Annotated in this window: 12 protein-coding genes; 5 read left to right on the top strand and 7 right to left on the bottom strand. The window is 73.3% G+C overall.

Translation table 11 applies throughout. The annotated features are described in order from the left end of the window. The first annotated feature begins 51 nt into the window (after positions 1–51). Genes mca through ATL40_RS09990 form a run of 3 tightly spaced genes read left to right on the top strand, consistent with a single transcriptional unit; the run spans position 52 to position 2,182 of the window. Complete coding sequence (gene mca, locus ATL40_RS10000) at positions 52–927, top strand: mycothiol conjugate amidase Mca (RefSeq protein WP_098470417.1); 876 nt, start codon at positions 52–54, stop codon at positions 925–927. Next, entirely contained in the window at positions 924–1,292 is a 369-nt protein-coding gene (locus ATL40_RS15015; RefSeq protein WP_169925936.1) for a hypothetical protein, read from the top strand. The genes mca and ATL40_RS15015 overlap by 4 nt, the downstream gene beginning before the upstream one ends. Further along, complete coding sequence (locus ATL40_RS09990; protein WP_098469414.1) at positions 1,289–2,182, top strand: nitrilase-related carbon-nitrogen hydrolase; 894 nt, start codon at positions 1,289–1,291, stop codon at positions 2,180–2,182. Before ATL40_RS15015 ends, ATL40_RS09990 begins: the two co-directional genes overlap by 4 nt. A 57-nt stretch (positions 2,183–2,239) precedes the next feature. On the opposite strand, the gene trhA is transcribed toward ATL40_RS09990, so the two are convergent. Then, positions 2,240–2,965 carry a PAQR family membrane homeostasis protein TrhA gene (gene trhA, locus ATL40_RS09985; protein ID WP_098469413.1) on the bottom strand — a complete coding sequence of 242 codons (726 nt, stop codon included), beginning with the start codon at positions 2,963–2,965 and terminating at the stop codon, positions 2,240–2,242. A gap of 202 nt (positions 2,966–3,167) precedes the next feature. On the opposite strand from trhA, the gene ATL40_RS09980 reads away from it, so the two are divergent. Beyond that, a complete protein-coding gene (locus ATL40_RS09980; RefSeq protein ID WP_098470416.1) occupies positions 3,168–3,923 on the top strand; it encodes an isoprenyl transferase in 756 nt (251 codons plus the stop codon). A 306-nt stretch (positions 3,924–4,229) separates the two neighbouring features. After that, positions 4,230–5,582: an RNA 5'-3' helicase PhoH2 gene (gene phoH2, locus ATL40_RS09975; RefSeq protein WP_098469412.1), complete on the top strand. Its 1,353-nt coding sequence runs from the start codon at positions 4,230–4,232 to the stop codon at positions 5,580–5,582. Between the two features lie 3 nt (positions 5,583–5,585). Here the strand turns inward: phoH2 and ATL40_RS09970 are convergent, their stop codons facing one another. The 6 genes from ATL40_RS09970 to xseA form a co-directional block, all read right to left on the bottom strand. Beyond that, on the bottom strand, positions 5,586–7,538 hold the full coding sequence (locus ATL40_RS09970) for an FUSC family protein (RefSeq protein ID WP_169925935.1): 1,953 nt from the start codon (positions 7,536–7,538) through the stop codon (positions 5,586–5,588). Between the two features lie 121 nt (positions 7,539–7,659). Further along, entirely contained in the window at positions 7,660–8,925 is a 1,266-nt protein-coding gene (locus tag ATL40_RS09965; RefSeq protein WP_098470415.1) for an NAD(P)/FAD-dependent oxidoreductase, read from the bottom strand. Positions 8,926–9,050: 125 nt separating this feature from the next. Next, positions 9,051–9,725: a carbonic anhydrase gene (locus ATL40_RS09960; protein WP_098469410.1), complete on the bottom strand. Its 675-nt coding sequence runs from the start codon at positions 9,723–9,725 to the stop codon at positions 9,051–9,053. Then, positions 9,722–10,639, bottom strand: coding sequence for a carbohydrate kinase family protein (locus ATL40_RS09955; RefSeq protein WP_098469409.1), 918 nt, complete (start codon positions 10,637–10,639; stop codon positions 9,722–9,724). The genes ATL40_RS09960 and ATL40_RS09955 overlap by 4 nt, the downstream gene beginning before the upstream one ends. Further along, complete coding sequence (locus tag ATL40_RS09950) at positions 10,639–10,935, bottom strand: exodeoxyribonuclease VII small subunit (RefSeq protein WP_425443392.1); 297 nt, start codon at positions 10,933–10,935, stop codon at positions 10,639–10,641. Before ATL40_RS09950 ends, ATL40_RS09955 begins: the two co-directional genes overlap by 1 nt. Further along, positions 10,932–12,311: an exodeoxyribonuclease VII large subunit gene (xseA, locus tag ATL40_RS09945; RefSeq protein WP_245866968.1), complete on the bottom strand. Its 1,380-nt coding sequence runs from the start codon at positions 12,309–12,311 to the stop codon at positions 10,932–10,934. Before xseA ends, ATL40_RS09950 begins: the two co-directional genes overlap by 4 nt. Positions 12,312–12,313: the final 2 nt, after the last annotated feature.

Below are 12,313 nucleotides of genomic sequence, written 5' to 3'. Positions count from 1 at the left end.
GCGCCGGTTGGCCCAGGATTCCCAAGGAGCGATGTGACCGCACCACGCCTCATGGCTGTGCACGCCCACCCCGATGACGAGTCGAGCAAGGGGGCGGGCACGATGGCGCGCTACGCGGCGCAGGGCGCCGAGGTGCTGGTGGTGACCTGCACCGGGGGGGAGCGCGGCGACGTGCTCAACCCGCGGTTGCAGCACGACCCGCGCGCGCAGGAGGACCTCCCCGCGCTGCGGCGCGAGGAGATGGCGGCGGCCAAGGCCGCGCTCGGGGTGGAGCAGGTATGGCTCGGCTTCGTCGACTCCGGCCTTCCCGAGGGCGACCCGCTGCCACCGCTGCCGCCGGGGTGCTTCGCCCTTGCGCCGCTGGAGGAGACCTCGCGGGCGCTCGTGGCGCACCTGCGCTCCTTCCGACCGCACGTGGTGCTCACCTACGACGAGAACGGCGGCTACCCGCATCCCGACCACATCATGACCCACGTGGTCACGATGGCCGCGATCGAGGCGGCTGCCGACCCCGCGGCCTTCCCCGAACTCGGCGAGCCGTGGGAGGTGCCCAAGGTGTACTACCACGTGTCCTTCTCCCGCGACCGGCTCCTGGCGCTGCACGAGGCGATGGGGGCCGAGGGCATCGAGTCCCCGTTCGGGGACTGGGTGGCGCGCTGGGACGGGCGCGGATCGCGCACCGTGACCGCGCGCATCGACGTCCACGAGTTCTTCCCCCAGCGTGATGCCGCGCTGCTGGCGCACGCCACCCAGATCGACCCGGACGGCTTCTTCTTCGCCGTCCCGCGCGAGATCGAGGCCCGGGTGTGGCCCTGGGAGGAGTTCGAACTGGTGCGCACCACCTTGGCAGGGCAGGCCACCGCCGCGGCCGGCGCCCCCGCGGTGGAGGACCTCGAGGACGATCTGTTCGCGGGGGTGACCCTGTGATCGCCGGGGCGACGGCGCACCTGGCCGTGAGCGTGGTGCCGCTCGCAGCGGAAGTGCTGGCGCAGGCACCGGCCGACGAGGACGTCTCACCGGGACTGCTGGGTTTCCTCGTCACCTTCGGGGTGGCGATGGCCGTGGTGCTGTTGATCCTCTCCTTCAACCGTCAGATGCGGCGGCTCAACGCCAACGAGCGGCACGCGAGGTACGAGGCGGCCGAACGGGCCGAGGCCGCGGAGGCCGCGCAGGCGGAGGCCGCTCAGGAGACGGCTGCGGACGGGGAGGTGCCCACTCCCGACGCCGCGACCGAGGGGGATCCGCGGGCCGGGGCGAGCCCGGTGGACGGCGAGCCGAGGGACCGGCCGTGAGGGTCGCCGTCGGGCAGCTCGACGCGCGCCACGGCTCCACGCCGCAGGGCCGCGCCGCAGCCCTGCGCGCCGCTCTCGATGCCGTCGACCAGGCGCGAGCGGCCGGAGCGGACCTGCTCGTGCTGCCGGAGTACGCCCCCGGGTGGGAGTCGCGGCCGGTCGCGGCGCTCGCCGAGGACGAGGACGGCCCCTACCTGACGGCGCTGCGAGAGGCCGCGCACGGGATGACCCTCGTGGTGGGCCTCGTGCTCCCGGCCGAGAACGGCCGCGCCCGCAATGTCTCCGTGGTGCTGCAGGGTGCGGCCGAGGGGACGCGTGCCCGGGTGGTGGGCCGGTACGCCAAGGTGCACCTGTATGACGCCTACGGCGCCCGTGAGTCGGACCTGTTCGACGCCGGTGACCCCGCCGCGGACGGCGCACCGCTCGTGATCGAGGTGGCCGGGCCGGAGGGTGACCCGGTGCGGGTGGGCGTCCTGACCTGCTACGACCTGCGCTTCCCCGAGGCCGCGCGGGCGCTCACGGACGGCGCGGGCGGCTGCGACGTGATCGTGCTGGGTGCCGCGTGGGCCGCGGGCGAGGGCAAGGCCGACCAGTTGCGCACCCTGGTGCGGGCGCGGGCGATCGAGAACACCGCCTACGTGGCGCTCGCCAGCCAGGCCGGCCGCGGCCGGGTGGGCGGTTCCGCGGTGATCGATCCGCGGGGCGTGGTGCTGGCCGAGGTCGGACCCGGCAGCGACGCCGGGTGCGTCGGGGCGCCGGGGGACGACGTGGCGCCGGGTGCCGCGCGGATCGCGGTGGCCGACGTCGACCTCGCCGACCTCGCGCGGGTGCGGGAGGTCAGCCCGGTGCTCGCACACCGGCGCTACCGCGTGGTGGCGCGCGAGGCCTGAGGCGGGCCGGGAGGCCTGAGGCAGACCTGAGGCGTACGGCGGGATCGGCCGGTGGGATCAGCTGTAGTTCAACACCGTGATGAAGATCGCCACCGTGTGGCAGGTGTACCCGAGCAGGGTCCCGACGTGGAAGATCTCGTGGAAGCCGAACCAGCGCGGTGAGGGATTGGGTCGCTTCAGCGCGTACACCACGGCGCCGCCCGTGTAGGCCAGCCCGCCCGCGATCACCAGCCACATCACCGCCGCCCCGCCGGCGGCGTAGAACTGCGGCAGGAACCACACCGCCGCCCAGCCCAGGGCCACGTAGATGGGCACGTACAGCCAACGGGGCGCGCTGAGCCAGAACACCCGCATGAGGATCCCGACGATCGCGCCCGACCAGACGATCGTGAGCAGCGTCACCGCGGTGCGCTGCGGGAGCAGGAGCACCGCGAGCGGCGTGTAGGTGCCGGCGATCACGATGAAGATGTTCGAGTGATCGATGCGGCGCAGCACCGCCAGCGTGCGAGCCGACCAGTGCCCCCGGTGGTACAGCGCGCTCATGCCGAACAGCAGCGTGGTGGCCACGGCGAACACCACCGAGCTCCACCTCGCGGCCGGGGTGGGGGCGAGCGCGATCAGGGTGATACCGGCGGCCAGGACCAGCGGCGTCATGCCGAGGTGGATCCAGCCGCGCAGGTGCGGCTTCACCGCCGAGACCAGGTGCTCGACGGCCGACTCGACCGTCGGCTTCCCGCCTGGTGCGGCGCCCTCGTCGGGGCGGTTGGTGGTGCTGGATGCCATCGTCGTCCTCAAGTTACGTCACCGTAGGTTTCTCTTCCCAGCCTACGTCCGTGCGGGGCGTCGCGGCGACGACGGGATGAGGAATTGTGGTGAAGATGCCCACTCGGCCGTGGACTCCCCACGCGGGCCGGGGTCGCGGGGGAGTAGGTTGACCGGCGGATGCCGAGCGCCGAGGGAGAGGGAGTGGCTGGTGGAGTGGTCGATGCCGAGTCCGCTGTACGGGCTGTACGAGCGGCGCCTGCTGCGTCAGCTCGACTCCGGCAACCTGCCCCACCACATCGGGATCATCCTGGACGGCAACCGGCGCTGGGCGAAGGCTGTTGCGGCCCCGGCCGCGCACGGACACCGTGCGGGGGCGGAGAAGATCCTCGAGGTGCTCGGGTGGTCGGACGCGATCGGCGTGAAGTACGTGACGCTGTGGATGCTCTCCACCGACAACCTGCGCCGCGACCCGGAGGAGTTGCAGGCGCTGGTCGCGATCATCGAGGAGGCCGTCAGTGACCTGGCCGCCACCAGGCGCTGGCGCATCCAGGCGCTCGGGGCCTCGGGGCTGCTGCCGCCCAGCACCGCCAAGCGCTTGGAGGCCGCGCAGGAACTGACTCGCGACGTCGAGGGAATGACCGTGAACGTGGCGGTGGGCTACGGCGGCCGGCAGGAGATCGCCGATGCCGTGCGCGGGCTGCTGCGCGAGCGGGCCGAGGCGGGCGCGAGCCTGCAGGAGGTGGCCCGGGAGCTGACCGCCGAGCAGATCGCCGAGCACCTGTACACCAAGGGGCAACCCGATCCCGACCTGGTCATCCGCACCTCCGGGGAGCAGCGGCTCGGCGGGTTCCTGCTGTGGCAGAGCGTGCACAGCGAGTTCTACTTCTGCGAGGCCTACTGGCCGGACTTCCGCCGGGTGGACTTCCTGCGCGCGGTGCGCGAGTACTCCCACCGCGAGCGCCGCCTCGGGCGGTGATGTCACCTGCGACGCTTGGCGGGTGTTCGGGGCGGCTGGACGTGACGGCCGTGAAAACTCTGCGTGAAGTCTGGTCACGAAACGGCCAAACCCCGGCGCGGGGGCGCGTCGCACGCCCCGCGAGGCCCTAGCGTCACACCTGTAGGCGACGCCCGTCGCCTGCCGGGAGGCCACTGTGAGGCATTGCGCCACAGGCGGGGGCCGCCGGCCCTCCGGGCCGACCGTCCCCGACACACGCTGTTCCTCGCGGCGCGTGAGCGCCGTGAGCAGCTGACTCAGGCGCCCAGGCGCCGGAGGGAGCCACACGTGAGCGACGGCACCGAGCTTGACCCGACGACGGGACTCGAGGAGGTGTCCGGCACCACGTACGTGCTCGATACCTCCGTCCTCCTCTCGGACCCGCGAGCCCTCACCCGCTTCGCCGAGCACGACATCGTGCTCCCGGTGGTGGTGGTGACCGAGTTGGAGGGCAAACGCCACCACCCCGAACTGGGCTTCTTCGCCCGCTCGGCGTTGCGCACCCTGGACGACCTGCGGGTGGCCCACGGCCGCCTGGACCGCCCGGTGCCGGTGGGTCAGGGCACCCTGCGGGTGGAGCTGAACCATTCCGACCCCACGGTGCTGCCCTCCGGGATGCGGCTGGGTGACAACGACACCCGGATCCTCTCGGTCGCCGCGAACCTGCGCTCGGAGGGGCACCACGTGGTGGTGGTGTCCAAGGACCTGCCGATGCGCGTCAAGGCGTCAGCGGTGGGACTGGAGGCGCAGGAGTACCGGGCGCAGCAGGCGGTGGAGACCGGCTGGACCGGGATGGTGGAGACGGACCTTGCCGATGAGGAGATCGACCGCTTGTGGTCCTCCGACCGCCTGGAGGTCTCCGGCCTGGTGGACGCCTCACCGGTGCGGGACCTGCCGGTCCACACCGGATTGGTGCTGCACTCCACCCGCGGCAGCGCCCTGGGGCGCATCACGCCCGACAAGCAGATCCAGCTCGTGCGTGGGGACCGGGAGGTCTTCGGGGTGCACGGCCGCAGCGCGGAGCAGCGCATCGCGATCGACCTGCTGCTGGACCCGAGCATCGGGATCATGTCGCTGGGGGGTCGCGCCGGTACGGGGAAGTCCGCGCTGGCCCTGTGCGCCGGTCTCGAGGCCGTACTGGAGCGCCGGGAGCACCGGCGGATCATGGTCTTCCGCCCGCTGCACGCGGTGGGCGGGCAGGACCTGGGCTACCTGCCCGGCAGCGAGAGCGAGAAGATGAACCCCTGGGCGCAGGCGGTCTTCGACACCCTCGGCGCGATGGTCTCCCCCGAGGTGGTGGAGGAGGTGCTGGACCGCGGCATCCTCGAGGTCCTGCCCCTCACACACATCCGGGGCCGCTCGCTGCACGACGCGTTCGTGATCGTGGACGAGGCGCAGTCCCTGGAACGCAACGTGCTGCTGACCATGCTCTCGCGGATCGGGCAGAACTCCCGGGTGGTGCTCACCCACGACGTCGCGCAGCGCGACAACCTGCGGGTGGGGCGGCACGACGGCGTGGCGGCCGTGATCGAGGCGCTGAAGGGGCACCCGCTGTTCGCGCACGTCACCCTCACCCGCTCCGAGCGCTCCCCAGTGGCCGCGCTGGTCACCGAGCTGCTGGAGGGTGTGGACCTCAGCTAGCGGTCAGGCCGCACGAACCCCGTCCGGCAGCAGACCCAGCAGGGAGGTGCGCGCCGCGGCCGCCGCGGTGCGCACCTCCTCGGGGTCGGTGAGGGCGCCGAGCGCCCGGAGGTGCTCGACGGCGTCGGCCGGCAGGTCAGGGACCTCGCCACCGGCCAGGCGCACCCCGGCATAGCGGGCGACGGCGTCGCTCACCTGCTCGATCGCGGCCACGGCGGGGATCCAGGACAGGGCCTGGGTGCGGGTCCCGGCGGGTTCCCCGAGGCCGCGCTGCAGTTGCATCCGCAGGTCCGACAGGCCCCGGGTGGCCGCCTGCCGGGAGGAGACCAGGGCCTCGTGACGCGCTCGGCGGGCGGCGTCGTCCTGCGGGATCGGGGTGCCGGCGGCGCCCGCGTAGTCCGCGAGCGCGGCGGCCGCGGCCGCCAGTCGTGGCTGCAGCTGGACGCGGCGCGCGCTGCGCCAGGGCAGGTAGCCGAACAGGATCACCACGGCGCCACCGATCGCGGTGGCCGCGATGCGCTGCCAGGAGTAGTTCGCCGTGGCATCGGTGCTGATGATGTCCACCAGCAGGATGACCGCGGGGGCGATCGCCACCGCCTGCAGCGAGTAGGCGCGGGTCATGAACCACGGCACGAAGAACGCGAACACCCCGATGGCGATCGCAATGGCCAGGTGCGCGGGCAGGACCAGGATCACCAGGGTGGCCAGGGCGACGCCCACGATCGTGCCGATCACGCGCTGCACGGCACGGCCGAAGACGGACCCGAAGTCGGGCTTCATGACCAGGGCAACGGTCAGGGCGACCCAGAACCAGTGGCTGTAGGGGAAGTAGGCCTTCGCGGCCACCGCGATCCCGTAGCACAGCGCGAGTCGCGCGGCCGCCCCGAGCACGTCGTGACCGACCGCCAGGCGCGCCCACCCGGTCGGCGCGCCCGCGGTGGCAGGTGCCGCGGTGGCGGGGGTCGATCCGGACGTGGCCGATGCGGAGGTACCCGATGCGGAGGTGCCGTGGGGCCGGCCCGAGGTGCCGGGGGTGACGCCGAGGGCATCCAGGTCCGAGGCCAGGGTGCGCAGGCGTTCGGCCAGGGGCGCGGCCGCGTCACCGCTCGCCTGCCCGGCCGGGAGGGCGCCGGTGGCCAGTCCGCGTAGTTGCTCGGCCGCGTGCCGCGCCGTGGCCGCATCGGCGGCGGGGATCAGGGCGATGACGGATTCCGCGTCCGCCAGGACCCGGGCGAAGGCGTCCCAGTGGGCGGCGTGCCCGGCGGCGTCGCCACGCCCGGTGAGGTAGACGGTGCGGGCTTGGCCGAGGGCCGCGACGGCGCCGGCTCGCGCCCCGGGGAGTTGCGCCTGCTCGGGGGCAGCGGGCACCGGGGAGGGGTGGTCGGCGGTTGCCTTGTCAGCCGCGTCCTGGTCGGCGGCCCGGGCCTGGGCGAGGGTCGCCGTCGCCCGCAGCAGGGCCAGCACCGCGGTGCGCTCGGGACGGCGGCGGTCCAGCGCGAACTCCAGGAGCATGAAGGCGGCATAGAGGACGGCGCCCAGGAGGTACCACAGCATCGGCTGCCACCAGGTCTGGTAGCCGTCCACGCCGATCGCGATCGCCGCGACCAGCAGGAACTGCATCCCGCCCACCGAGTAGGCCGCGCCCCAACCGGCGATCACGCCGGCACCCATCGCGAGCAGCGCCATGACCGGCACGAGCGCCCACAGCGGCAGGCCCTGCAGGTACCCGGTCGCGTAGCCGGCGATCGCGATCGGGGTGGAGACGAGCAGGATCTGCAGGTTCAGTCGGTGGGAACCCTCGCGTTCACCCGCGGCGAGCAGCAGCGTGGCCAGCCCCACCCACATGCCCGCCATGACGTCCCCGGCGAGGACCCCGACGACGAACGGTCCCCCCACCGTCAGGGCGGAACGGATGCTGTGCCCCAGCGGGAACACCCCCCGGTTGGGGCGCAGCATGGGGCCTACCCATGCCAGCGGATGCGAGGGCTGCGGTGTGGTGGGGGACGTCATGGCTCCTCCGTGCCGAGGGTGGGCGGGTCCTCGTCACGTTACCGGCGGGCGCGCATCGGCGCGCGGCTCAGCGCAGCGGGTCCAGCGGTCGCAGCAGGTCCGGGGTCCGGCCCGTGACGATGTTCTCTGCCACGAGTTCGCCGGTGAGCGGCCCGAGGGTCACCCCCCACATGCCGTGGCCGCCGGCGATGTGCACGCGCGGGGAGCGCGAGGGCCCCACGAGCGGGAGCCCGTCGGTGGTGCAGGGTCGGGAACCGACCCACTCCTCGCGCTTGTCGGTGAAGTCGGCCCCGCGCAGCATCGGCGCGGCAGCGGCCTCGATGGCCGCGATGCGGCGCGGGTCGAGCGGTTCACCGGGGCGACGGAACTCCATCATCCCCGCCACCCGCAGTCGATCGCCCAGCGGGGTGCAGGCCACGCGCTGCGCCGGCAGGTAGTACGGCCCGTGCGGGAGGTCCTGCACCGGCACGGTGAAGGAGTAGCCACGGCCGGCCTGCACCACCCGCCGCACCCCGACGCCCCGGGCGAGGTCGCCCAGGCGCGCCCCGGTGGCGAGCACCACGACGTCGGCGCTGACCTGCTCGCCGCCAGCCAGGGTGAGGGTCGCGGCGCGGGCGGGGGCGCCGCCGTCGAGTGCGGTCACGGCCACCCCCTCGCGGATCGTGACGCCCTCGGCGCGCACGAGGTCGGCGAGGGAGGCGAGGAAGGCGGGCGGGTCGATGTAGCGGGTGTGGTGTAGGCGGATACCGGCCTCGACGGCGTCGGAGGCGGCGGGTACCTCGGCGCGCACCTGATCGCCGGTGAGGAGGTCATAGGGGGCGTCCTGGCCGCACTCGTCGATGATCGCGAGCTCGTGCTGCAGCGTGGCGCGGTCGGCCTCGCGGGAGTAGGCCGCGATGAACGGGGCCTCGGCGTGGGTCGGCTCGCTCATCCCGGCCTCGCGCAGGGCATCGAAGGAGTCGAACACGCGCGCGTTCAGCGGCACGAAGGAGGTCATCGTGCGGCGCCAGGTCCGCCAGCTGCAGTGGCGCAGGAACCCGAGCAGGAAGCGCAGCAGCGTGGGGTCGGCGCGCAGCGGGATGTACAGGGGTGAACTGGGGGAGGTGAGCGCGGACAGGCCGGTGCGCAGCACGGTGGGGTCCGGCAGCGGGATGGTCAGGCTCGGCGTGAGCCACCCCGCGTTGCCCCAGGAGGAGCCGGCGGCCACGTGTTCACGCTCCAGGACGGTGACGTCCAGGCCGCGGCGGCGCAACTGGTGGGCGGTGGCGAGGCCCACGATCCCGGCGCCGACGACGATCGCGGAGGTGGGCGTGGGAATGGTGCGTGTGGCCATGGTCCAGTCTTGCACCGGGAGCATGCGTGGTGGGCGAGGTGAGGGGCTGTGACGTGAGTCACGACGCGCCGTCTCCTGCCGTTGTGCGGCCGGACACCTCCCGCTGCGGTAGCGGGAAGGATCGGTTATTTCACGGCGTCGGCGCCCACGTCCCCCTGTACCGCCACCAGTTTCGCGTGACCCTCGGCGAGGGTGTACTCGACCCCGACGACGGCGAGCCGCCCCTCGGCCACCGCGGTCGCCAGCGCCTGGGAGTAGGCCGTCAGGGTGCGGGTGGTGTTGGTGACGTGCTCGCGCAGCAGCAGGTCGGCGGAGGACGCCAGGCCGGGGGCGTCGGTGCTGGTGGAGTCCAGCGAGCTGCGGGTGATGATGCTGGGGATCACGCGGTCCACGATGGCGCGAACGAACCCCGGAGGCATCTCGCCGGTGCTCAGGGCATCCACGGCGGCCTGCACGGCGCCGCAGCTGTCGTGACCGAGGACGACCACGAGCGGAGCGCCGAGGATCTCCACGCCGTACTCGATAGACCCGATGACCGTGGTGTCGATGACGTGGCCGGCGGTGCGGACCACGAAGGCGTCACCGAGGCCCTGGTCGAAGATGATCTCCGCGGCCAGTCGCGAGTCGGAGCATCCGAACACCACGGCGAACGGGTGCTGGGAGGTCGACAGGGAGCGGCGGTGGGCCACGTCCTGGTCCGGGTGCGCGGGAGTGCCGGCGACGAAACGCTCGTTCCCGGCCACCAGCGCCTGCCATGCCTCGGTGGGGGTGGTGGGACGGGGCGGGAGCGTCTGGGTCACGGTGAACCGTCCAGTTCGAGTCGGGTGGGTGGGTTGGCGCCGGGGCGCGAGACGGTGATGGCGGCGATCCGGGCGGCCGTGGTCAGCAGCGCCGCGAGCTCGTCGGCGCTCAGCGCCGCGATGGCCGCGTGGGTGCCGGAGCCCAGGAGGTTCGCGCTCCACAGCCAGTCGATGAGGCCGCCCATGAAGGAGTCGCCGGCGCCGACGGTGTCGGCCACCACCACGGCGGGTGCGGGGATGTGCACCTGCGCCCCCTGTGCGGAGACGGCGAGTGAACCCTGCGAACCGAGCGTGACGACGACGAGCGCCGGGCCCGTCGTCGCCCACTCCTGGGCGACCTCGAGCGGGTCCCGCCCGGGCTCGAGCCACGCGAGGTCCTCATCGGACACCTTCACGACGTCCGACAGCGCGGTGATCCGGGAGACCGTGGCGCGCACGTCGTCCGGCTCTCCCATGATGCTGGGGCGCAGGTTCGGGTCGTAGGTGAGGGTGCAGCGGTCCTTGGCGGCGGCGGCCAGGGCGACGGCCTTGGAGCCACCGGGTTCGAGCACCGCGCCGATGGAGCCGAGGTGGATCACGGCGGCTTCCTCGGCCAGGACGTGGCTGGGGTAGTCGATCTCGAGGTCGAACTCGTAGGTCGCGGACCCGTCCGGGGCAATGGTGGCGACGGCGGAGGAGGTCCTCGGGGCGCGCTGGGCGCCGTGCGCGAGCTGGACACGGCTGGCCTCGAGGTGCTCGCGCACCAGGTCGCCGTGCTCGTCCTCACCGAGCCAGGTCAGCAGTTGCACGGTGCGTCCGAGGCGGGCGAGGCCGATGGCGACGTTCGCGGGTGAGCCGCCCGGGTACACGGCGGTTTCCTGGCCGGGGCGCTGGACGATGTCGACGAGGGCCTCGCCGATGACGAGGGCCTGCATCAGCGCTCTCCCTGCGGGGTCGTGTCGCTCGCACCCGGGCCCGCGGACTCGCCCGCCGTGTCATTCGCGGAGCGTGCCTGCGCGGCGGCGAGCCGCTCCCGGGCGCCGTCCAGCCAGGTCTGACAACGGGCCGCGAGGGCCTCGCCCCGTTCCCACAGGGCGAGGGAGTCCTCAAGGGTGGCGGCGCCCTGTTCCAGGCGCTGCACCACCTCGACGAGCTCGGCGCGGGCCTGCTCGTAGGTGAGGGTGGAGACGTCGGTGTTCGACGGTGTGGTCACGGTGCTCACAGCCTTCAGTCAACCAGATCGGTGGGTGGGGTGTCCGCGGTGTCCACGGAGGCGCTCGCGTCGCTCGCGCGCGGTGTCGTGGCCGGTGTGGTGACGGGGGAGTCCGGTGCTCGGGTGAGCGTGAGGCGACTGTCGGCGAGGACGGCCTCCACGCTCGCGCCGGGCGGGACGTCGCTCGCCTCGCGCACGATCCCCCGGTCCGTGCGCAGCACGGCATAGCCGCGCTCCAGGGTGGCGGCGGGGGATAGGGCGCGGACCTGGGCGCCGAGGGAACGGATGTCGGCGGAGGCGGCGTCGATCCGGGTGCCGAAGCGCAGGCGGATGGTGCGTAGGTCGCGGGCGAGGTCGCTCTCGCGTGCGGTGACGATGACGCCCGGGTCCGCCAGCACGGGCCGGCTGCGTACGGCGTCGAGGGCACTCTGTTCGCTGCGCAGCCGATGGGTGATGGCGTGGCGCAGCCGGGAGCGGGCGTTGTCCACGCCGGCGCGTTCGGCGGCCATGTCCGGGACGATGCGCTTGGCGGCGGCGGTGGGGGTGGAGGCGCGGTGGTCCGCGACCAGGTCCAGCAGGGGCGCGTCCGTCTCGTGGCCGATGGCGGAGACGATCGGGGTGGTGGCCTTGGCGGCCTCGCGCACCAGGGTCTCGTTGGAGAAGGGCAGCAGGTCCTCCACGCTGCCGCCGCCGCGGGTGATGACGATGACGTCGATGCCCGGGTCGGCGTCGAGTTCCCGCAGCGCGGCGCTGACCTCCCGCACGGCGTTGACGCCCTGCACGGCGACCTGGCGCACCTCGAAGGCCACCTCGGGGAAGCGCTCGCGGGCGTTGACGAGTACGTCGTGCATCGCCTTGGCCTCGCGGCCGCAGATGAGGCCGATGCGGCGGGGGAGGAAGGGCAGGTCGCGCTTGCGGTCGGCGTCGAAGAGGCCTTCGGCGGCCAGGGTGCGACGGAGCTGGTCGATGCGGGCGAGGAGCTCCCCGATCCCGACCGCGCGGATGGTGCGGGCCTGCAGCGACAGGTCGCCCCGTTTGGCGTAGAAGGTGGGCTTGGCGTGCACCACCACGTGGGCGCCCGGGTCGAGCGGGGCGGTGACGCGGTCCAGCACCTGGGAGAAGGCGGTCATCCGCAGGGAGACGTCCGCCTCGGTGTCGCGCAGCGTGAAGAAGCTCATGCCGCGGCGGCGGTTGCCTTCCACGATCTGGCCCTCCACCCACACGGGTGCCATCCGGCCGATGTAGTCGGCCATCTTGGAGGAGAGCAGGCGCAGGGGCCAGGGGCGCTGCTCGGTGGTGTCGAGGGCCTTCTCGGGCAGGGGGAGGGGAGCGCCGGCGTCCTGCTGGTCGGCGGGGGCGCCGGCGTTCGCCTCATCGGGCTGTGGAGCACTCACGG

The sequence above is a fragment of the Serinibacter salmoneus genome, from assembly GCF_002563925.1.
GTDB lineage: Bacteria > Actinomycetota > Actinomycetes > Actinomycetales > Beutenbergiaceae > Serinibacter > Serinibacter salmoneus.
This window is presented reverse-complemented; position numbering and strand designations above follow the sequence as displayed.